The following is a 20,805-nucleotide window of genomic DNA, read 5'->3' as shown; positions in this document are numbered from 1 at the left end:
AGTTTTCAGAAAAGGTGCCAGTGCTCTAATTGTCCCCTGTCAATTTATGCACTGGCCACCTTTCCTATTGAAAATTAAAAAGAGAAAGGATTGTTACATGTGAAGAAAATCAAAAGCTATACAAGTATTTGGAATGTGGAGAAAGTTATATATGCCATCAATGATTTTCAGCTGCCTTTTCCAGTTACATTCACGCAGATGGCATGGCTTGTCTGCTCCCTGCTTCTGGTGGTTATGTTTGCAAATGTTCCGCCTCTTTCAATGATTCACGGAGAACTTCTTAAATATGTGGGAATTCCGGCTGTGCTTACATGGTTTATGTCACAAAAGACTTTTGACGGTAAAAAGCCCTTTGGCTTTTTAAAATCCGTGCTTTCATATATCATCAGACCAAAAGTCACTTATGCAGGAAAACCAGTGAGACTTAAAAAAGAAATTGTAGACGAAGTTATTACCTCAGTTAGGAGTGAAATTTATGACGTATCCCATTAAGTATATAGAAAACAACCTTGTATTTAATCATGATGGAGAATGCTATGCTTATTATGAGATGATACCTTATAATTACTCATTTCTCAGTCCAGAAGAAAAATATCAGGTCCATGACAGTTTTCGTCAGCTTATAGCTCAGAGCCGTGATGGGAAAATACATGCCCTGCAGATTGCAACAGAATCAAGTATAAGGGTAACACAGGAAAACAGCAAGAGAGAAGTTAGCGGAAAATTAAGGAAAGTTGCCTATCAAAAAATAGACCAGCAGACAGAAGCTTTAGTTGATATGATTGGTGAAAACCAGATTGACTATCGCTTTTTTATTGGCTTCAAGCTTCTTTTAAACGAGCAGGAAGTTAGCATTAAAACTATAAGTGAGTCCATAGTTATGACTTTTTCTGATTTTATACATGAGGTCAATCACAAGCTCATGGGTGATTTCGTCAGCATGAGCAATAAGGAAATTGACAGGTTTATGAAGATGGAACGCTTATTAAAAAGCAAAATTTCCCGCAGATTCAAATTTAGAAGGCTAGATAAGAATGATTTTGGGTACTTAATTGAACATCTCTATGGAAAGACAGGTACGCCTTATGAGGAGTACAAATACCATTTGTCTATAGAAAAATTAAAGCAGGAAACTCTGGTAAAAAGATATGACATTATAAAACCTACTCGCTGCCTGGTTGAAGAAAAACAGAGATACTTGAAAATCGAACATGAAGATCAGACGACCTATGTTTCCTATTTTACTATCAATTCTATTGTAAGAGAGCTTGATTTTCCATCCTCGGAAATTTTCTACTATCAACAGCAGCAATTCACCTTCCCTATAGACACATCTATGAATGTAGAAATTGTTACTAATAAAAAAGCTTTGGCTACCGTTAGAAACAAGAAAAAAGAGCTTAAAGATTTGGACAATCATGCCTGGGAGTCCAACAATGATACAGGAAATGACGTTTTAGAGGCCCTTGATAATGTAAATGAGCTGGAAACCAGTCTTGATAAGACAAAGGAAGCCATGTATAAGTTGAGCTATGTTATAAGGGTATCAGCTCCAAGTCTTGATGAATTGAAACGACGTTGTAATGAAGTCATGGACTTTTACGATGATTTAAGCATTAAGCTGGTGCGGCCCTTTGGAGATATGCTGGGGCTGCATGGTGAATTTCTCCCTGCCAGCAAGCGCTATATGAATGATTATATCCAGTATGTTACCAGTGATTTTCTGGCCGGTTTGGGTTTTGGTGCTACACAGATGCTTGGAGAAACAGAAGGTATCTATATTGGATACAATCTTGACACCGGGCGCAATGTGTACTTGAAGCCTAGTCTTGCAGCCCAGGGCGTGAAAGGTTCTGTCACTAATGCTCTTGCAGCAGCTTTTCTTGGTTCACTTGGTGGTGGTAAATCATTTTCAAACAATCTGCTTGTTTATTATGCTGTTCTCTATGGAGGTCAGGCAGTAATTGTTGATCCAAAGTCCGAGCGTGGCAGGTGGAAAGAAAACCTTCTGGAAATTGCCGATGAAATCAATATTATTAACCTTACAAGAGAAGAAAGTGACAAGGGATTGCTTGACCCTTATGTGATTATGAAAAAAACAAAGGATGCAGAAAGTCTTGCAATTGACATTCTTACTTTTCTAACCGGAATTTCAAGTCGTGACGGTGAAAAGTTTCCAGTTCTTCGTAAAGCCATCCGAAGAGTAACACAAAGTGAAAGTCGAGGCCTTTTACGCGTCATTGATGAGCTGCATAAAGAAGACACGCAAGTTGCCAGCAGCATTGCCGATCATATAGACAGCATTAAGGACAGCAATCTTGGCCAGCTTCTATTTTCGGATGGTACTACTATTCAGTCAATAAGTCTTGACAAACAGCTAAACATCATACAAGTGGCGGATTTGGTACTGCCGGATGCAGAAACAGATTTTAAGGAATATACCACCGTAGAGCTTTTGAGTGTAGGCATTTTAATTGTAATAAGCACCTTTGCCCTTGATTTCATTCACTCCGACCGAAGTGTATTTAAAATTGTAGACTTGGACGAAGCATGGAGCTTTTTGCAGGTGTCACAGGGTAAGACGCTTTCCAATAAGCTTGTAAGGGCCGGCCGTGCTATGAATGCAGGTGTTTATTTTGTAACGCAGAATGCGGACGACCTGCTTGATGAAAAAATGAAAAATAATATAGGCCTCAAATTTGCATTTCGCTCTACAGATATAAATGAGATAAAAAAGACATTGGAGTTCTTTGGAGTGGACAAGGAAGATGAGAATAACCAGAAACGGTTGCGAGACCTTGAAAATGGTCAATGTTTAATTTCCGATCTTTATGGCCGTGTAGGTGTTATTCAGATTCATCCGGTATTTGAAGAATTGCTCCATGCTTTTGACACCCGACCACCTGTTAAGAAAGAGGTGACCTAAATGCATTTTAAAAAGATACAGATAAAAAAGATATGGAAAATCTTCATAGCTATCTTGCTGGTCACTGTAATATCCTTTCTTTTTTTAGCCCTTGTTGGAACTATAGCACATGCGGCAGGTCTTGTAGATGATACAGTAAGCTCCAAGAATATTTACTCCAAATATCCTCTTGGCAATTACCAACTTGATTTCTACGTGGATAATTCCTGGGACTGGTTGCCCTGGAATTGGACAGATGGCATAGGAAAACAGGTGATGTATGGACTATATGCAATCACCAATTTTATATGGACAATTTCACTCTACTTGTCCAATGCCACAGGGTATCTGGTGCAGGAAGCCTACTCGCTGGACTTTATTTCTAAGACTTCGGATGCCATTGGTAAGAACATGCAGACTTTGGCAGGTATTTCACCAAATGGCTTTCAAAGCTCCGGCTTTTATGTGGGATTTCTTCTGATTTTCATCTTGATAGTTGGTATATATGTTGCCTATGTAGGGCTTATCAAGAAAGAAACTACTAAAGCTGTTCATGCAGTAATTAATCTAGTAGTGGTTTTTATACTGTCTGCTTCCTTTATTGCCTATGCTCCGGACTATATTGGTAAAATCAATGGTTTTTCATCTGATGTAAGCAGTGCCAGTCTGTCTATTGGTGGAAAAATTGTCATGCCAAATTCGGAAAGTAAAGGTAAAGACAGTGTGGATATGATAAGGGACAACCTATTTTCCATACAGGTGCAACAGCCCTGGTTTCTACTACAGTATGGCAATTCCGATATGGATAAAATCGGACAAAAACGAGTTGAAAAGCTGCTTTCTGCGGACCCGGATAAAAACAACGGCAAAGATAGAGAAACGGTTGTAAAGGAGGAAATTGAGGACAAGAACAACATGAATCTTACTATAACAAAGACCATTACACGACTTGGTATGGTGTTCTTTTTGTTTATCTTCAATATAGGAATTTCCATTTTCGTATTTTTGCTGACAGGTATAATGATATTCTCACAGATACTTTTTATAATCTATGCAATGTTTTTGCCTATGAGTTTTCTACTATCCATGATACCTGGTTTTGATAATATGGGAAAGCGCGCCATAATGAAGCTCTTTAATGTAATCATGACACGGGCGGGTATTACACTTATTGTAACTACTGCCTTTTCCATCTCCACAATGCTCTATACCCTGTCGGAAGGTTTCCCATTTTTCCTGATTGCATTTTTGCAGATAGTTACATTTGCTGGTATCTATATGAAGCTTGGAGATCTAATGGGAATGTTCAATTTACAGGCAAATGATTCCAAGCAAATGGAACATAGAATCTTTCAAAAACCTTATATGCTGTTAAACCGTGGGACACGAAGACTCAAAAGGAAAATTGGCCGCATCATCGTTGCCGGAACAACTGGTGCAGCAGCTGGAGCTATGGCCGGTGCAGTAGCTTCCAAGAAATCAAAAACTTCCCGAAGGACACAGACAAACCACAAGCGTCCGGTTAGTAGCTCTACTGCACAATCTGAAGGTAAGCCAAGTTTTGGAGAGCGTGTCGGTGAGAGAGTTGGAGCAGTTATGGATACGAAAGATCACATTGCAGATAAAGCAGGACAAATAAAAGAGCAGGCAAAGGATTTACCAGTCAATGCACGTTACGCTCTCTATCATGGCAAAAAGCAAGTATTAGGCAAGGTAGCAAAAAATGTGGATGGCTTCAAAAGTGGCATAGCAAGAACACTAGAAGATAAAAAGCAGGAACGTGCGGAGAACAGAAATAGGCAGCGAGAAACAATTGCAAAGCGTCGAATTGAGCTTGACAGGTCACACCAGCAAAGAGCAACAAAGCAGCCTATAACAGAACGGCTAGAGAGACAGAAAACATCAACTTTTGCTCCGGTACGTACTAGACCTGTAACATCTAGTGATATTGCCACTACAAACAGGACAAACATGAATCAAACAAACTCATCTACTGATCGGATAGCAACAAATAGTATTGAAAAGCCTGCTATGAACCGTCCTTTAGCCAATGCACCAAAGCTTACAGCAAATCAAGATCCAGAAAATTGTGTTTCTAGCAGAGAGCGTTTCTATGAAAAAAGGAAAGAACCGGAAAATGTTTCTCAAAAGCCAGCTGTAAAGCCTACTACTTTAAGACATACCACACAGCTGCGTCAAGAAGTAAAAGAGCAAGTGGGCAAAAGGCAGAAAGGACGTGAGAAATGAAACTAAAGCATTTGATTGTCCTTGGTGTTGTATTTGCTGTACTGCTTTCTCTGCTCATCTTTGTTGCTGTCTTTATTTCAGATGAAGACAGTGAAAATGGCAGTGAAATTGATCTTGCAGGTTCCAATCTATCACAGGAAGTGCTGGCACACAAACTTATGGTTGAGAAGTATGCCAGGGAATATGGGATTGAAGAATATGTAGGTTATCTACTTGCAATCATGCAGGTAGAAAGTGGCGGACAAGGCGTAGATGTAATGCAGTCAATTGAATCCGCAGGAGTGTTACAGAATTCCTTTTCTGTAGAGGAATCCATAAAGCAAGGCTGCAAATATTTTGCCTCCTTGCTTGAGTATTCCAAGAAAAAAGGCTGTGATATAAATACTGTTCTCCAATCCTACAACTATGGAGAAGGTTTTATAGACTATGTCGCCGGCCATGGCAAAAAATACACCTTTGAACTTGCAGAGAGCTTTGCAAGAGAAAAATCAGGTGGAAATAAAGTCACTTATACAAACCCTATTGCTGTAAGAAAAAACGGCGGTTGGATGTATAGCTATGGGAATATGTTTTATGTACCTCTAGTATCACAATGTCTGACTGCTCATCGTTTTGATAATGCCACAGTTCAGATAATTATGACAGAGGCCCTTAAATATCAAGGCTGGAAGTATGTTTTTGGTGGTAGCAACCCAAACACTTCATTTGATTGCAGTGGACTTGTTCAATGGTGCTTTGGAAAGGCTGGAATTAAACTTTCCAGGACAGCTCAGGAGCAATATGATATGATGCAGCACATTTCCCTATCAGAAGCAAAACCAGGTGATCTGGTATTTTTTCATGGTACCTATAATGCAGGAACTTATATCACGCATGTAGGAATTTTTGTTGGAAACAATCGTATGTACAATGCAGGTAACCCTATTGGATATGCTGATCTCACTACTTCATACTGGCGTGAGCATCTAGTAAGTGCAGGCAGAATCAAAAATAAATAGAAAGGAAAATTTAAGATATGAAAATATGGAAAAAGGGGAAACAGTATAGAACTAAAAAGATACATGTTATGAAAGTTGGTACCCACAGGAAATCTATCATTTTTTTGTGGGTACTCCTGATTGGCAGTGTTATCTTTGGTATTTACAAAAATTTTACTGCCATAGATATAAAAACTGTTCATGAAACAAAGGTCATGGAAAAACAGGTTGTAGATACCAATCAGATAGAAAATTTCGTGAAAAACTTCGCTAAAGTATATTACTCATGGCAAAATAATCAGAATTCTATAGATACGCGAACAGAAAATCTCAAAGGGTATATGACCAAAGAATTGCAGGATTTAAACACCGATGCAATTCGCAGGGATATACCAACATCTTCCACAGTTAATGACGTGGAAATTTGGAAAGTAAAAAAGGTAGATAATAATAAATATGGAGTTACTTTTTCTATTGACCAGTTGATAACTGAAAGTAATACAAAAAAGATGGTTGATTCCTCTTATGAAGTGGCAGCTTATGTAGATAAGTCTGGGAATATGGTTATCATCAAGAACCCTACTATTTGTGGAATTCCAGCAAAATCAAGTTATGAACCAAAAACATTAGAAAGTGATGGTAGGGTGAATGAAGCTACTACGGAGGAAATCAATGAATTTTTAAAGACTTTCTTTAAACTCTATCCTACTGCAAGTGGAAAAGAACTATCCTACTATGTCAAAGATGATGTGATTAAACCGATTGGCAAGAAATATGTATTTTCAGAGCTTATTAATCCGGTATATCAAAAAGCTGGTGATAAAGTGCAGGTATTGGTATCCGTTAAGTATCTGGATCAACAGACGAAAGCGATGCAGATTTCACAGTTTGATTTGACTTTGGAGAAGGATAGAAATTGGATGATTGTTAAATGAAAAATAGCAGGCACATACTAACATTAAGTTTTTGTGTGCCTGCTATAATATATCAAATATTTGGAGAAATAATATAATATTAAAATAAAGGATTGGTATATTTTAATACTTATTAATGACTTAAATTAATTATTAAAATAGGAAAAACATTCTTATTCTCTCCCAAGTAGCCATAATATGCTTACACCTAAAGCATCAGCTATGGCAACAAGTTCCTTGTCTGTAACTGGTCTTGTTTTGGATTCAATTTTGGATATTGCTGTTTTTTCAAGGGTGATCCCTCTTACTGCGAGTCTGGCAAGTAAATCGTTTTGAGTTATTTTGGGCTTATTTTTAAGCCTTGCATATTTGACTTTATCACCAATTAAATTTTTGTTTTTATTTTTAGTATATACCATCCAAGCTAATCCTCCAAAATAATCCTTTATCTATATTGATTATATGTGAGAAATAATGTTATAATTTGCTTGTAGAGCAAGTTTACTAATTATGTGGAGGATTATATGGATAAGAAAATGGGGATAAGGTATCAAATAGAAGAAACTAGGCAGATTTTAAATAATAAATTATTACAGAATACATTAAATAAGGATACGATAGATACAGATATATTAAATATAAGCTGGAAATTGGATAAATTAATTGCTCAATTTATGAAAGAGGAAATTTTACACAAATAGAAATTATTAGTTTATATTCAATTTTCATTAGTAGCTAATAAATGTGAACGCCCTCTAGAAAGTTTAAAGTACTTAACAATATACAATTATTTGCTATGTAATTCATCCAATATTTATTCTCGTTATCTTATCAATTATTAAAATCAAAATTAACTTAGCCTTAAGTTCTTTTTTATTGAAGCTTCATTTGAAGAAAACTTTATAGATTATTATGTATTTTATTTGCAATTAATTTTTTGTAAAAATTATCAACATTATAAACAAAACATATAATAAAATATTACAGGCTAATCTTTTATCAGATAAATGTTTCTTTTTCAAAGTCATCCATAAAGAAAAAATAGCTATAAATGTTATAATCGCTGATATTATTAAATATTTATCAAAGAGCCATGGTGTAAACATTATACCAAGAGCACTTGGAACAGTAGCCTGTATCCATCATAGAACCGCTAATGTTAGAAAGAGCTAAACTCTCTTTTCACTGTTTCACCCATATAAGCGCATTTAATATCTCAGGCAATTCTGTTGCTACAGGGCTTAATAACAATTTAAAATGTTTTTTATAATTTTTACATAACGAACCTCCTTATCAAATAATTTTTAAGTTAAGATTGAGTCCTATATGTAAAATTAAATAAGTTTTCATATAAACAAAAAAACTTTTGACACAGTGATTTTCCATCTTAAAAGTCTTTTTTAACGTAATAATTACACTAAAAAAGACTTTTAGCACAACGATAGAATCATTGTGTTAAAAGTCTCGCTTGGCCAGAATCAGCCATGACAAAGCCAGATCAAAGATCAGTATGTTGACTTTATCACCAATATATTAGGTAGCTATTCCCTTTTAACCTTAAAAATTTCCTTTTCAATCACATTTTGTTATTATCATTTCTTATACTCTCAAAGTATAAGAAAATCATTTATCTCTAAGATAATTACTAATAGTATAGTTATACCTCAGATAAAGCTAAACATATATGGCATATGCCTCATCTAATTATTGTGATTGATAGTGCTTTTAATAATAGGATAACATAAAGCCGAGATTACTGTAAATTTCCGTCTGGTAACGGCTTTAATTTAAGAATGACTTTTCCACTAGGTGATCTAATCTATTATTTTTATTCTGCTACATTTGATCCTTCCGTTAGGTATGATATTGGGATTAATCAATTAACTGATTCAGACTAGCCGAAGACATTAATCTCCTATCTCAAATGAGATATCTTAATGGATAATTTTCATAGATTGCAGGTAAACTTTTATAGGGATTTTGTATTCATTGCCCGCATTGCGTTTAAAATTGCAATTATGGCAACCCCCATGTCTGCAAACACTGCCTCCCACATTGATGCCATTCCAAGTGCACCTAATACAAGAAATACTGCTTTTACACCTAATGCAAATACAATATTCTGATACACTATAATACGTGTCCTTTTTGCTATTTTTATTGCAGATGATATTTTTGATGGCTCATCAGTCATTATTACGATGTTTGCAGCTTCAATTGCTGCATCCGAGCCCAGCCCACCCATAGCTATACCGATATCGGCTCTTGCAAGTACCGGTGCATCGTTGATACCATCACCAACAAATACAAGCTTTCCTTTGGTGGATTTTTTACTATTCAGCAGTTCAAGTTTTTCTACCTTGTCAGCGGGAAGTAACTCTGAATAAACCTCATCCAGCCCCAATTGTCCTCCAATTTTGTCAGCTACAGTTTTCAAATCTCCAGTGAGCATTACCGTTTTCTTGACACCAAGGGATTTAAGTTCTCTAACTGCACCTGCTGAGTCTTTTTTGATTTCATCCGATATAACAATATTACCTGCATATCTCTTGTCTATTGCAACATGTACTACAGTTCCTGAAGTTTCAGTATTATTATATTCAATATTTTTGCCGGTCATCAATCTTGTATTGCCGGCAAGAACCTCTTTGTTGTTTACATCTGCTCTAATACCCTGTCCTGCAATTTCTTCATAGTTTTCAATTCTGTTCTTGTCTATTTCGGAATTATAAGTATTTGTAATTGAAAGTGCAATGGGATGGCTTGAATAGCTTTCTGCATAAGCTGCATATTCTAGCAGTTCTTTATCTGTATAACCGTTTCGAGAATTTATTTCTGTAACTTTAAATACACCTTTGGTCAATGTACCTGTCTTATCAAAAGTAACTATTTCAACGTTGTTTAAAGCTTCAAGGTAGTTGCCGCCTTTTACCAGTATTCCCCTCTTTGAAGCTCCCCCAATTCCCCCGAAGAAACCCAGAGGTATTGATATCACCAATGCACAGGGGCAAGAAACTACTAAGAATACTAAAGCTCTGTAAATCCAATCGGAGTAAGCCGCTCCTTCAATTACCAGAGGCGGTATTACTGCAAGTGCCAGAGCACCAAACACTACTACCGGAGTATAGTATCTTGCAAATTTTGTTATAAAGTTCTCAGTAGGTGCTTTTCTGCTGCCTGCGTTTTGAACCAAATCCAGAATTTTAGATACAGTTGATTCACTATAATCTTTTGTTACTTCGACTGTCAGCAAACCATTTTTATTAATGAATCCGCTTAAGGCATCTTCTCCTGGCTCCAATTTGCGTGGAACGGATTCACCTGTTAATGCAGACGTATCAGCCATTGATGTTCCTTCTATTATTTTACCATCCAGTGGAACTTTTTCTCCAGGTTTTACAACGATGATATCACCTGCACTTACGTTTTCGGGAGATACTCTTTTCAGTTCTTTACCAACTTTTAAATTTGCATAGTCAGGCCTTATATCCATTAAGGAGCTTATGGACTTTCTGGAATGATCTACAGCAGTATCCTGAAATAATTCACCAACAAGATAGAACAGCATGACAGCCACACCTTCCGGATATTCTCCAACAAAGAAAGCACCGATTGTAGCAACACTCATGAGGAAGTGCTCGCTAAATACCTGACCACGCGCAATACCTTTTAGTGCCAGTAGAACCACATTTCCTCCAACTATGATATAGCTTATCAAAAAGATAGTAAGCTCCAGCCAGCTCTTAAAATTAAAAATTATGCCTATTGCAAATATAACTCCCCCAATTGCAAGTTTTGCTATTTCTTTTTTGTGATTTTCTTCGTCTTCATCGTTATCATTTTCTTTTGCTTTAGCCGTCGAAGTATTTTCCTCAAAAATAACTTTGACATCCGGTTCTATTTTTTTTACTATACCTTTTATCTTTTCATCTAACTCGGAAGTACTGACATTTTGATTGGTTTCCAAAGTAAGTTTTTTTGAAACAAAATCTATAGAAGCAAACCTAACTACTTCTAAATTTTTGACCTCATTTTCGATTTTTCCTGCACAATTAGCACAATCTAAACCTTGAAGTATAAATCTCCTTTTGATTGTAGAATTCATGAAATTTCATCTCCTTAAAATCTTTTTGATTATTTTTCATCAACATGAGCTAAACATTGATTGAATATTGGCTTGATATGTTCATCATCCAATGAGTAGTATACAATTTTACCATCCCGTCTATATTTAATTAATTTTGACTGCCTGAGTATTTTTAGATGATGTGATATTGCAGGCTGGCTCATATTGAGTAAAGCAGAAATGTCACATACACACATTTCAGACAGCATTAGTGCATTAATTATTTTTAATCTTGTAGGATCATTTAACACTTTGAAAAATTCTGCCATATTGCATATTGAAGTATTGTCGGTTATAGTTTCTTTAACTTTGCTGACAATATTCTCATGTATTATATGGCAGCTGCAAATTTCGATATTTTCTTTATCATAGTTCATGATCATCTTACCTCCATTCATTAAACATATAAACATATAAGCATACGTTTATATGTTTATATAAAGTATACCTTAACTGTTTTAATTAGTCAATGCCATTAGAAGTAAAGATCGAAAAGCATTAATACAGGTAAAAGTAAATTTCAGATAAAAGTATTTATGTAATAGATAGGATTGGAATAACAGCTACATTGATTTATGTAGATTAGTAGCACGTTTAGATAATAAAGTATTGGATTGGGCAGCTTTAAGCCCAATTTCAAGTAGATGTGTTTATGAAGGTGTAGCGGAAGTCGGCATATATAGAAGAAAAATACAGGTGTAGAGGCGTAGGAACTGTTCTTTTGACAAATTTAATTGAATTATCCGAAAAAAATGGATTTTGGACTTTACAATCTGTAATTATAAAAGAGAATGCTGAAAGTATAAATTTTCATAATAAGTACGGCTTTAGAAAAGTAGGTATAAGAGAAAAAATAGGAAAAATGAAAAATGGCATATGGCATGATGTGGTTTTGATGGAACTTAGAAGTAAGTTAGTAGGAGTAAATTAGATTCATATAATAAAAATTATTTTGATATTTATACTAGCTAAGTAACAAATACAATTTCAGTACATAGACTATTATAGATACAATAGCCTATTATTTTTAATTATTTCAATAATTTTATTGACAATACATAGATAATAGTCTATATTCATGAATATAGACTATTATCTATGTAAAAATATTTTATGGATTTGGGATTGAAAGTTAAACACAAAAAATTTTTAATTTTTAAGATTCTTAAAATAAAAGTAGAAAACTTTTTTAAATTAATATGAATTTTACTAAATTACAATTGATAAAGTATAGGATTAACTTTTTGGTTTCATTCTCCCTAACTGGTGAAATTATTTAGTTAGTCCTATAAAATTTTAAGACTATTTAAGATGATAAAGAATTAACCGTATAATTATTCCACACTCTACCTGTGATTGTTTATGGAGTAAAGAATTCGTTTAATACTATTTATTATGAAATGATATATTAAATGTTAAATGTATGCTAAATAGTTACTATAATTATTGATAACTAATATAATCTATCATATGATTATGAGTAAGTAATTACATAAAAGAATTAGGGAGTGATATTATATTATGCAAAAGAAAGTATTATTTTTATGTACTCAAAATTCTGCAAGAAGCCAAATGGCGGAGGCCATACTAAATGATAAGGGTAAAGGTAAATTTATTGGTTTTAGTGCAGGAAGTCAGCCGGCTGATGATATTAATGTTTATGCCAAAATTGTCATGAAAGAAATGGGTATAGATATTAGTAATTACAAACCTAAATCAATAAAACAATTTTTAAATGAGAAGTTTGATTTTGTTATTACATTATGTGATAAGGCTAAAAATGAATGCCCTACTTTACCGAATGATGCAATTTATGTACACTGGGGAATAACTGACCCAAGAGACTTTAAGGGAAATGAGGAAGAGACAGTTAATCACTTTAAAAAAATTAGAAATGAGTTAACTAGAAGAATTAATTTATTTATTGATCTACCAGTAGATAAATTAGACAAAGTAATATTGAGAAAAAGATTAGATGAAATAATTTCAAAATAATATTTTATTTTTTAATATATGGCTATAGTGAGAGATTAAAAAATATAAAGATAATGTCTTAAGGAATAATATACATGGTGCCTAATATAGAAGGTACATAAAAGAGCAATGTATTTCATTTAAGAAGTATTTAATAAATATCAGAAAATTTAAAAAGCTTTAAAATTAGCTTATCCCTAAATTTGATTGGATAAGCTTTATGTTTGAAGAAATATCTAAAAAGTAAAATTGTTAATATGATTTTAGGTAATTGTATATCAGAATTAAAGAAAGGAATTTGTTAGTTACTGATATGTAGATGTGATGGGCTTACAGAAAATAGAAAATATCATGACGATAGATGTCAGAGTAAATAAATAATATTAAGAAGCTGATGTAGAAAGTGTATTAAATATACTAGTACATAATGAAATATATAGTTGACAGCAGAAACTAAATATAATATAATAATTGACAGTGGAAACTAATTTACGAGAAAGAAGGTAGCAAATGAATAAGAATATACCGGATATTTATAATTTGATCCAAGAACTAGCTTGGCACTTTGGAAATCACGGATTTAATGGTGAATGCTGTAAAGATTTATCTTTAGTTGAATTTATGGCACTCAAAAAGATACAAGAAAGTGATACTATTACGATTCAAGAAATAGGAAATGCTTTAAACTTTACAAAGAGTGGTGCAAGTAAAATTATTAATCGATTAGAGGACAAAGGATATGTTATACGAGAAATTTCTTCAATAGATGGACGTGTGTGCTGTGTCAATGTAACCACAAAAGGGATAGAAATAATAAAAAATATAATTGAAGAGTATTCAATTTATGTTGATGAAATGTTAAAAGAATTTGATTCTGACACCATTGAAAATATTAAATCTGTTTTGAAAATTTTGACGATCGCCGCACAAAAAAAAGAAATGCATAAAAACTTTAATTACAAACAATAAAAGGAGGGATTTAATGAATAGTTTTGTGGTCACAATCCAGTATTTTATAACGATAATGGCAGAGCTTATTGTACTGTTTATTGGAATTAGTACCATTATTGCATTTTTATTAATGTATATACCACAGAATAAAATAAAAGATTGGTTATCAGGTAAAGGTATATTAGGTAATATAATGGCGGTACTTTTTGGGGCTGTCACGCCTTTTTGTGCATGTTCTACGGTTCCGATGACTCTTGGATTACTTGAAGCTGGAGTATCATTTGGAACAGTTATGTCTTTTGTAATTTCATCTCCTTTAATGGACCCTTTGGTATTTATATTACTTGGAACATTTATGGGCTGGAAGGTTGCTATTGGATTTTTAGTCTTGACATCTATCTTTGCCGTTATTTTCGGATTACTCTTTGACAAATTTGGATGGGCAGATCAAGTCAAACGTGTTCGTATTAAAGGTGGTAAACATGAACATAATGGAGGATTGCCAATCGGATTTAAAAACAGACTGAAAGCATCATTATTAAAAGCATGGACAGACTTCAAGGGTGTTTTTATATACATGGTAATTGGTGTTGCAATTGGTGCAGCTATTTATGGATATATGCCTACTGAGCTTCTGGCAAAAGTTGCAGGACCTGATAATCCGTTTGCTGTTATTGTTTTAGCATTGATTGGTATGCCATTATATATTCGTGTAGAATCAGCTATTCCAATTGGACTTTCATTAATAAATAAAGGTGCAAGTATTGGAGCTGTAATAGCATTTATAATTAGTGGTGCCGGTATAGCTATTCCGGAGTTGACAATGCTTTCCAGCATATTTAAGAAAAAAATAATTATTGCATTTGTAGTAATAGTATTTGTTACATCTGTAATATCGGGATTTGTTTTCAATATGCTTATATAAGTATATTTTTATAATAAATTAAAATAAAAATTGAAAGGGGAAATATGATTATGAAAAAAGAGAATGAAAAAAAAGAAAATGAGAAAAAAGGATTATTTGAACGCTTAGCACAAAATAAAAAAGCCAAGAAAAACTCAAGCTGCTGCAATTTTGAAGTTGAGGAGATACCAGAAAAAAATAATAAAGGTGAAAAAAAATCTCCAAAGGATAAAGGTAGTTCATGTTGTAAATAAATTTAATAGAGTTTCTAGAAAAGCTTAATGTGTATTATTGTATTTTAGTTGATATCCGAAAGCTACTACAATATATATTTACTTTGAAATTACATTTATTAAAAATTAATAAATGCAAGTAACAAATAAATGCTCATAACATAGACTATTATATATATAATAGTCTATTGTTTTTAATTATTTAAATAATTATATTGACAATACATAGATGATGGTCTATATTATAAATATAGATGATTATCTATATAGGGGGTGACTTTATGAATTTAGATTATGAACTAAACGCAAAAATATTCAAGGCACTGTCAGATCAAAATAGATTAAAAATTATTGACATACTCTCTTGTGGTGAAAAATGCGCCTGTGATTTACTGGAACATTTTGATTTTACACAACCTACTCTATCCCATCACATGAAAGTGCTTATAGACTGTAAACTTGTTAAATGTAGAAAAGAAGGAGTATGGAGTCACTATTCGTTGGATAATACTAATGCAAATAAGCTGGTGCTGTTTTTAATGAATATTATGACGGATACAGAGGAATGTATCTGTAAGGGCCAGAGTACTGGTTTATGTAAAACTGACAATGAAAAATAAATTTATATGATAAGGAGAGATTTATATGAAAAAAATGATAATTTTTGATCCGGCAATGTGCTGTTCTACAGGTGTATGTGGACCTTCTATAGATCCAGAATTGTTAAGGGTTTCCACTGTTATTAACACACTTCAAAAGAAAGGAATATTGGTTGAAAGGTATAATTTGACCAGTAATCCCCAGATATTTGTTGACAATAAGACCATTAATGAAATATTGAATAAAGAAGGTACAGAAATACTTCCAGTAACTATGGTAGATGGTGTAATAGTAAAGACAAAAACATATCCGACAAATAAGGAATTTTGTGAATTACTAGGTATATCAGAAGATTATTTAAAAACTGGACTTAAGATAACGTCTAAAGGTTGTGATTGTGGAGGAGGATGTTGTTAATGTTTAAAAAATTTAATCCTGACAGCATAAACTTAACTAAATATTTGTTTTTTACAGGTAAAGGCGGCGTAGGCAAGACTTCTACTGCTTGCGCCACTGCTGTTACCCTTGCAGATCAGGGTAAAAAAATCATGCTCATTAGTACAGATCCAGCTTCCAATTTACAGGATGTGTTTGGTACAGATCTCGATAATAAGGGAGTTGAAATTAAAGAGGTACCAAATTTGACAGTAGCAAACCTCAATCCTGAAAAGGCTGCTCAAGAGTACAGGGAAAGTGTAATAGCTCCATATCGAGGTAAGCTTCCAGAAGCAGCCGTCAAGAATATGGAAGAACAACTTTCAGGTTCTTGTACTGTGGAAATAGCAGCTTTTAATGAATTTTCAACTTTTATTACTGATGAAAAAATTGAAGAAAAATTTGATCACATAATTTTTGATACAGCACCTACAGGGCATACTTTGAGGATGCTTCAACTTCCTTCGGCTTGGAGTAATTTTATAGGAGAAAGTACTCATGGAGCTTCATGTTTAGGGCAGTTATCAGGACTTGAAGATAAGAGATCATTATATAAAAACGCGGTTGAAACTTTATCGGATGGAACAACGACTACCCTTGTTCTTGTTTCAAGGCCTGAAATTACACCTCTTAAAGAAGCAGAAAGAGCATCTAAAGAATTAAGAGATATAGGTATAAATAATCAGTCAATGATTATAAATGGTGTACTTGAAATTCATGATGACAATATTTCAAACGCAATTTATTTAAAGCAGAAAAATGCTTTAGAGAATATGCCTAAAAGCTTAAAAGATCTTGAAATTTATGAAATACCACTTAGGCCATATAATGTAACAGGAATTAAAAATATAAGAGCATTTTTAAAAAAAGATAACGTTGAATATAAAGTTGCAGAATTAAATGTAAATAAAATAAATAAGCTGAAAGATATAGTTGATGATCTATACAATAATGATAAAAAGGTGATATTTACTATGGGAAAAGGTGGAGTAGGTAAAACAACAGTTGCAGCAGCTATTGCTCTCGGACTTTCAAAAAAAGGTAAAAAGGTTCATCTAACTACTACAGATCCTGCAGCACATTTAAAATTTGTCTTAGACAAAAATTATGGCATTACATTAAGTCATATTGATGAAAAAAAAGAACTTGAAAAATATAAAACAGAAGTATTAAATAATGCCAGAAAAACTATGGATGAAAGCGATATAGCATATATTGAAGAGGATTTAAGATCTCCGTGCACACAGGAAATAGCTGTATTCAGAGCTTTTGCAGATATAGTTGAGAAATCAAAGGATGAAGTTGTGGTAATAGATACAGCACCTACAGGTCATACATTATTACTATTAGATTCCACAGAAAGCTATAATAGAGAAATTAAGCGTTCAGAAGGTGATATACCTCAATCTGTCAAAGATCTTTTACCTGAACTTAAAAACGCTAATGATACAGAAGTTATTATTGTAACTTTAGCTGAGGATACTCCAGTTTACGAATCTATACGTCTTGAAGCAGATCTAGAACGTGCAGGAATTGCAAGTAAGTGGTGGATTGTAAATTCCAGCATGTATGCAGCTGATACTACAAATAGTGTACTCAAGGCTAAAGCAAGTAATGAAATACCATGGATCAACAAAGTTAATGAAATCTCCAACGGAAATTTTGCATTGATAGAATGGAAAGCAGAAGAGATTAAAGATGAAAAATTATTCGAGTTATTAGGTTAAAGAAAACAGGAGGAATGTATATGAAAAGTAAATCATCTAGATTGTCGTTACTTGATCGTTATTTGACACTTTGGATATTTCTTGCTATGTTTGTAGGAATTTTATTGGGATGGGGAGTACCGGGAATATCAAAGGGATTATCCAGTTTATCCATTGGCACTACATCCATTCCTATAGCTATTGGACTCATTTTGATGATGTATCCACCGCTTGCCAAGGTAAACTATAAAGAACTTGGCAAAGTATTTAGAAATCCCAAGGTATTATCTCTATCACTTGTTCAAAACTGGATAGTAGGGCCTATACTGATGTTTGTACTTGCAGTAATATTTTTACATGCTTATCCTGCATATATGACAGGTCTTATACTTATTGGTATTGCCAGGTGTATTGCCATGGTCATCATATGGAACAGTCTTGCAGATGGTGATACGGAATATGCGGCTGCGCTTGTGGCATTTAATTCTATCTTTCAGGTTATATTTTATTCCATATATGCCTATATATTCATAACAGTACTTCCAACCTGGCTTGGTCTCACTGGCTACAGCGTGGATATTTCAATGGGAAAAATAGCTTCATCTGTTGTAGTTTATCTTGGTATTCCCTTTGCACTTGGACTGTTAACCAGGTTACTATTAGAACCTAAAATGGGTACTGATTGGTATACAAAAAAATTTATTCCTAAAATAAGTCCACTGGCTTTAATAGCATTATTGTTTACTATTGTTGTGATGTTCACTTTTAAAGGAAAATATATTATAGAATTACCTTTAGATGTAATTAGGATTGCCATACCACTTGTGATTTATTTTGTAGTTATGTTTTCAGTTTCATTTTTTATGAGTTATAAATCGGGTATAGACTATAAAAAGACGGCTACACTTTCATTTACTGCTGCCAGCAATAATTTTGAACTTGCCATAGCTGTGGCAGTTGCCGTATTTGGTATAGAGTCCAAGGAAGCTTTTACGGCAGTAATAGGACCTTTGATTGAAGTGCCTGTAATGATAGGGCTTGTAAATGTAGCATTGCACTGGGGAAAAAAGTATTTTGCATTAAAAAGATAGAAATTTTTAAGGGGGTATTGTTAATATGGAATGGAAGTATAAAGTATTTACGGTTGATCATTTTTTAAGTTCAGAAGAAAATTTAAGCATAGAAGAATTGCTAAATAAATATGGAAAAGATAGATGGGAATTAGTAGGGATTTTACAAAATTCTTATAAAACATTAGGAAAAATATCTAAATTAGAAAGTGATTTAATAGTGTTTAAAAAATCGGAATATAAATCATAATATTAAAATTTAACACAGGAGGAATAAGATGAAACCAAAAGTAGCTTTTATATGTGTTCATAATTCATGCAGATCACAGATGGCTGAAGCAATAGGAAGATTATATGGAAGTAAGGTATTTGATTCATATTCAGCTGGAACGGAGATTAAATTCGGAATAAATAAAGATGCAATTAGAGTAATTAAAAAATTATATAGTATTGACATAAGTGAAACTCAACATGTCAAATTGATTGATGATTTACCCGAAATTGATGTAGTAGTAAAAATGGGATGTAATGTAGCATGTCCATTCTTGCCATCCAAATATGAAGAAGATTGGGGACTTGAAGATCCTACAGGAAAAAATGACGAGGAATTCATTAAAACAGCTAAAATAATTGAGGAGAACGTAAAGAATCTAATAAAAAAAATAGAAAATAAAGCAATTAAATTATAACAAATAATAAAAAACGAGGATCGATGTACTGAATAATTTTAAATTTTTAATAATAAAAAAGAGTGAAAATCACCCTTTTTGAAATAGCGAGGACGTTCATAGATTTGTACTATTTTGTATAAAAATAAATAATAATATTATTAGAAAGTTATAACACACTATTATTAGTTATCCCCTAAAAAATAAAAATTGCTATAGGATTATAATCCTATAGCAATTTCCAAATAAATTTTATCCCATCTATTCTATTTTACACAAATCTAAGTACGTTCCCCAAAATTCTGGCTGTCAGTTTTCAATGATTTAAGAAATAGAGGGGTAAAAGAAATACTGATTGCCTGCATGGATGGACTTAAAGGACTTCCAGATGCAATAAAATCAGTATTTCCGGATGTTAGTATTCAAAATTGTATAATACACCAAATAAGAAATTCCATTAAGTATATAGCTTCCAAAGATAAAAAGGAATTTATGAAAGATTTAAAATGTGTATATAAGGCACCTACTGAAGATGCTGCAATTAATGGCCTGGATGATATAAAGAAAAAGTGGGATCACAAGTATAGTATAGTAATTGAATCCTGGTATAATAACTGGGATAAGTTATCAACATATTTCAATTACTCACCGGAAATCAGAAAGATTATTTATACTACAAACGCATTAGAGGGTTTCAACAGACAGCTGAGAAAGTTCACAAAGACAAGAACAGTGTTTCCAAATGATGAAGCACTTAGAAAATCTCTTTACTTAGCTACTGAGAAAGTCATGGAAAAATGGACTTCTCCAGCCCAAAATTGGGGAATGACATTAGCACAATTAACTATTGTGTTTAATGATAAACTAGGTGAAGAGATACTCTAAGATTTAGTTAAAATTTTTATATTTTTTCTTATTTTATTGCATAATTAAGTATATTATATAAACAATTAAGAATGTAATATTAATCAGTATTAGTATTACTCAAATATAAAAAAATATAACCGAAAATCAAAATTTCCAGTTATATAAAACTAAATCAAATCTATTTTACACAAATCTGTCTATATTCTCCAATTGTCAAAATTTTTTCCA

20 protein-coding genes and 1 pseudogene are annotated in these 20,805 nt (G+C 33.2%); 18 read left to right on the top strand and 3 right to left on the bottom strand.

Annotation, left to right across the window (positions count from 1 at the left end; translation table 11 throughout):
• Positions 1-99 precede the first annotated feature (99 nt).
• Genes LKE46_RS10170 through LKE46_RS10150 form a run of 5 tightly spaced genes read left to right on the top strand, consistent with a single transcriptional unit; the run spans position 100 to position 7,064 of the window.
• Entirely contained in the window at positions 100-492 is a 393-nt protein-coding gene (locus LKE46_RS10170; protein ID WP_063600992.1) for a conjugal transfer protein, read from the top strand.
• A complete protein-coding gene (locus tag LKE46_RS10165; protein ID WP_063600941.1) occupies positions 476-2,926 on the top strand; it encodes an ATP-binding protein in 2,451 nt (816 codons plus the stop codon). Before LKE46_RS10170 ends, LKE46_RS10165 begins: the two co-directional genes overlap by 17 nt.
• On the top strand, positions 2,927-5,152 hold the full coding sequence (locus tag LKE46_RS10160; protein WP_273334963.1) for a CD3337/EF1877 family mobilome membrane protein: 2,226 nt from the start codon (positions 2,927-2,929) through the stop codon (positions 5,150-5,152).
• Positions 5,149-6,150 (top strand): lysozyme family protein, encoded by a 1,002-nt coding sequence (locus LKE46_RS10155; RefSeq protein WP_063600940.1) that lies wholly within the window; start codon positions 5,149-5,151, stop codon positions 6,148-6,150. Before LKE46_RS10160 ends, LKE46_RS10155 begins: the two co-directional genes overlap by 4 nt.
• Positions 6,151-6,173: 23 nt before the next feature.
• Entirely contained in the window at positions 6,174-7,064 is an 891-nt protein-coding gene (locus LKE46_RS10150; RefSeq protein ID WP_434735183.1) for a conjugal transfer protein, read from the top strand.
• Between the two features lie 152 nt (positions 7,065-7,216).
• Here LKE46_RS10150 and LKE46_RS10145 read toward each other — a convergent pair whose 3' ends face one another.
• Positions 7,217-7,462 carry a helix-turn-helix domain-containing protein gene (locus tag LKE46_RS10145; RefSeq protein WP_063600938.1) on the bottom strand — a complete coding sequence of 82 codons (246 nt, stop codon included), beginning with the start codon at positions 7,460-7,462 and terminating at the stop codon, positions 7,217-7,219.
• A gap of 105 nt (positions 7,463-7,567) precedes the next feature.
• Between LKE46_RS10145 and LKE46_RS10140 the strand changes: the two genes are divergently transcribed.
• Positions 7,568-7,744 (top strand): Spo0E family sporulation regulatory protein-aspartic acid phosphatase, encoded by a 177-nt coding sequence (locus tag LKE46_RS10140; RefSeq protein WP_082853531.1) that lies wholly within the window; start codon positions 7,568-7,570, stop codon positions 7,742-7,744.
• 1,268 nt (positions 7,745-9,012) lie between these two features.
• Here LKE46_RS10140 and LKE46_RS10135 read toward each other — a convergent pair.
• Both LKE46_RS10135 and LKE46_RS10130 read right to left on the bottom strand, forming a co-directional pair.
• Positions 9,013-11,148: a heavy metal translocating P-type ATPase gene (locus LKE46_RS10135; protein WP_273334967.1), complete on the bottom strand. Its 2,136-nt coding sequence runs from the start codon at positions 11,146-11,148 to the stop codon at positions 9,013-9,015.
• A gap of 29 nt (positions 11,149-11,177) precedes the next feature.
• On the bottom strand, positions 11,178-11,546 hold the full coding sequence (locus LKE46_RS10130; RefSeq protein ID WP_242866909.1) for an ArsR/SmtB family transcription factor: 369 nt from the start codon (positions 11,544-11,546) through the stop codon (positions 11,178-11,180).
• A gap of 344 nt (positions 11,547-11,890) precedes the next feature.
• Between LKE46_RS10130 and LKE46_RS17740 the strand changes: the two genes are divergently transcribed.
• The 12 genes and pseudogenes from LKE46_RS17740 to LKE46_RS10070 all read left to right on the top strand — a co-directional run.
• Positions 11,891-12,100 (top strand): GNAT family N-acetyltransferase, encoded by a 210-nt coding sequence (locus tag LKE46_RS17740; RefSeq protein WP_337955828.1) that lies wholly within the window; start codon positions 11,891-11,893, stop codon positions 12,098-12,100.
• Between the two features lie 590 nt (positions 12,101-12,690).
• The gene (locus LKE46_RS10120) at positions 12,691-13,164 is read left to right on the top strand and encodes an arsenate reductase ArsC (RefSeq protein WP_063600935.1); all 474 of its coding nucleotides are present in this window, start codon (positions 12,691-12,693) and stop codon (positions 13,162-13,164) included.
• A gap of 489 nt (positions 13,165-13,653) precedes the next feature.
• On the top strand, positions 13,654-14,112 hold the full coding sequence (locus LKE46_RS10115) for a MarR family winged helix-turn-helix transcriptional regulator (protein WP_063600934.1): 459 nt from the start codon (positions 13,654-13,656) through the stop codon (positions 14,110-14,112).
• A 13-nt stretch (positions 14,113-14,125) separates the two neighbouring features.
• Positions 14,126-15,019 (top strand): permease, encoded by an 894-nt coding sequence (locus LKE46_RS10110; protein WP_063600933.1) that lies wholly within the window; start codon positions 14,126-14,128, stop codon positions 15,017-15,019.
• 50 nt (positions 15,020-15,069) lie between these two features.
• Positions 15,070-15,252: a hypothetical protein gene (locus LKE46_RS10105; protein ID WP_063600932.1), complete on the top strand. Its 183-nt coding sequence runs from the start codon at positions 15,070-15,072 to the stop codon at positions 15,250-15,252.
• Positions 15,253-15,512: 260 nt separating this feature from the next.
• Entirely contained in the window at positions 15,513-15,851 is a 339-nt protein-coding gene (locus tag LKE46_RS10100) for an ArsR/SmtB family transcription factor (RefSeq protein ID WP_063600931.1), read from the top strand.
• A 25-nt stretch (positions 15,852-15,876) separates the two neighbouring features.
• Entirely contained in the window at positions 15,877-16,248 is a 372-nt protein-coding gene (gene arsD, locus LKE46_RS10095; protein ID WP_063600930.1) for an arsenite efflux transporter metallochaperone ArsD, read from the top strand.
• On the top strand, positions 16,248-17,993 hold the full coding sequence (arsA, locus tag LKE46_RS10090) for an arsenical pump-driving ATPase (protein WP_063600929.1): 1,746 nt from the start codon (positions 16,248-16,250) through the stop codon (positions 17,991-17,993). The genes arsD and arsA overlap by 1 nt, the downstream gene beginning before the upstream one ends.
• A 20-nt stretch (positions 17,994-18,013) precedes the next feature.
• Positions 18,014-19,063 (top strand): ACR3 family arsenite efflux transporter, encoded by a 1,050-nt coding sequence (arsB, locus tag LKE46_RS10085; protein ID WP_063600928.1) that lies wholly within the window; start codon positions 18,014-18,016, stop codon positions 19,061-19,063.
• A gap of 25 nt (positions 19,064-19,088) precedes the next feature.
• Entirely contained in the window at positions 19,089-19,292 is a 204-nt protein-coding gene (locus LKE46_RS10080) for a DUF4177 domain-containing protein (protein WP_063600927.1), read from the top strand.
• A gap of 28 nt (positions 19,293-19,320) precedes the next feature.
• Positions 19,321-19,731 (top strand): arsenate reductase ArsC, encoded by a 411-nt coding sequence (locus LKE46_RS10075; protein WP_063600926.1) that lies wholly within the window; start codon positions 19,321-19,323, stop codon positions 19,729-19,731.
• Between the two features lie 276 nt (positions 19,732-20,007).
• Positions 20,008-20,595: pseudogene (locus tag LKE46_RS10070) on the top strand (IS256 family transposase); the annotation flags it as partial.
• Positions 20,596-20,805: the final 210 nt, after the last annotated feature.

This window comes from Clostridium sp. (assembly GCF_022482905.1).
Lineage (GTDB): Bacteria > Bacillota > Clostridia > Clostridiales > Clostridiaceae > Clostridium_B.
The sequence above is the reverse complement of the archived record's forward strand: the minus strand, read 5'-3'. Positions and strand labels throughout refer to the sequence as shown.

Excerpts from the sequence above, each read along its gene's own strand:
- arsD (WP_063600930.1), top strand. The coding sequence starts at position 15,877 with ATGAAAAAAATGATAATTTTTGATCCGGCAATGTGCTGTTCTACAGGT.
- LKE46_RS10110 (WP_063600933.1), top strand. The coding sequence starts at position 14,126 with ATGAATAGTTTTGTGGTCACAATCCAGTATTTTATAACGATAATGGCA.
- LKE46_RS10140 (WP_082853531.1), top strand. The coding sequence starts at position 7,568 with ATGGATAAGAAAATGGGGATAAGGTATCAAATAGAAGAAACTAGGCAG.
- LKE46_RS10100 (WP_063600931.1), top strand. The coding sequence starts at position 15,513 with ATGAATTTAGATTATGAACTAAACGCAAAAATATTCAAGGCACTGTCA.
- arsB (WP_063600928.1), top strand. The coding sequence starts at position 18,014 with ATGAAAAGTAAATCATCTAGATTGTCGTTACTTGATCGTTATTTGACA.
- LKE46_RS10135 (WP_273334967.1), bottom strand. The coding sequence starts at position 11,148 with ATGAATTCTACAATCAAAAGGAGATTTATACTTCAAGGTTTAGATTGT.
- LKE46_RS10160 (WP_273334963.1), top strand. The coding sequence starts at position 2,927 with ATGCATTTTAAAAAGATACAGATAAAAAAGATATGGAAAATCTTCATA.
- LKE46_RS10155 (WP_063600940.1), top strand. The coding sequence starts at position 5,149 with ATGAAACTAAAGCATTTGATTGTCCTTGGTGTTGTATTTGCTGTACTG.
- LKE46_RS10145 (WP_063600938.1), bottom strand. The coding sequence starts at position 7,462 with ATGGTATATACTAAAAATAAAAACAAAAATTTAATTGGTGATAAAGTC.
- LKE46_RS10080 (WP_063600927.1), top strand. The coding sequence starts at position 19,089 with ATGGAATGGAAGTATAAAGTATTTACGGTTGATCATTTTTTAAGTTCA.
- LKE46_RS10105 (WP_063600932.1), top strand. The coding sequence starts at position 15,070 with ATGAAAAAAGAGAATGAAAAAAAAGAAAATGAGAAAAAAGGATTATTT.
- LKE46_RS10115 (WP_063600934.1), top strand. The coding sequence starts at position 13,654 with ATGAATAAGAATATACCGGATATTTATAATTTGATCCAAGAACTAGCT.
- LKE46_RS10075 (WP_063600926.1), top strand. The coding sequence starts at position 19,321 with ATGAAACCAAAAGTAGCTTTTATATGTGTTCATAATTCATGCAGATCA.
- LKE46_RS10120 (WP_063600935.1), top strand. The coding sequence starts at position 12,691 with ATGCAAAAGAAAGTATTATTTTTATGTACTCAAAATTCTGCAAGAAGC.
- LKE46_RS10130 (WP_242866909.1), bottom strand. The coding sequence starts at position 11,546 with ATGAACTATGATAAAGAAAATATCGAAATTTGCAGCTGCCATATAATA.
- LKE46_RS10165 (WP_063600941.1), top strand. The coding sequence starts at position 476 with ATGACGTATCCCATTAAGTATATAGAAAACAACCTTGTATTTAATCAT.
- arsA (WP_063600929.1), top strand. The coding sequence starts at position 16,248 with ATGTTTAAAAAATTTAATCCTGACAGCATAAACTTAACTAAATATTTG.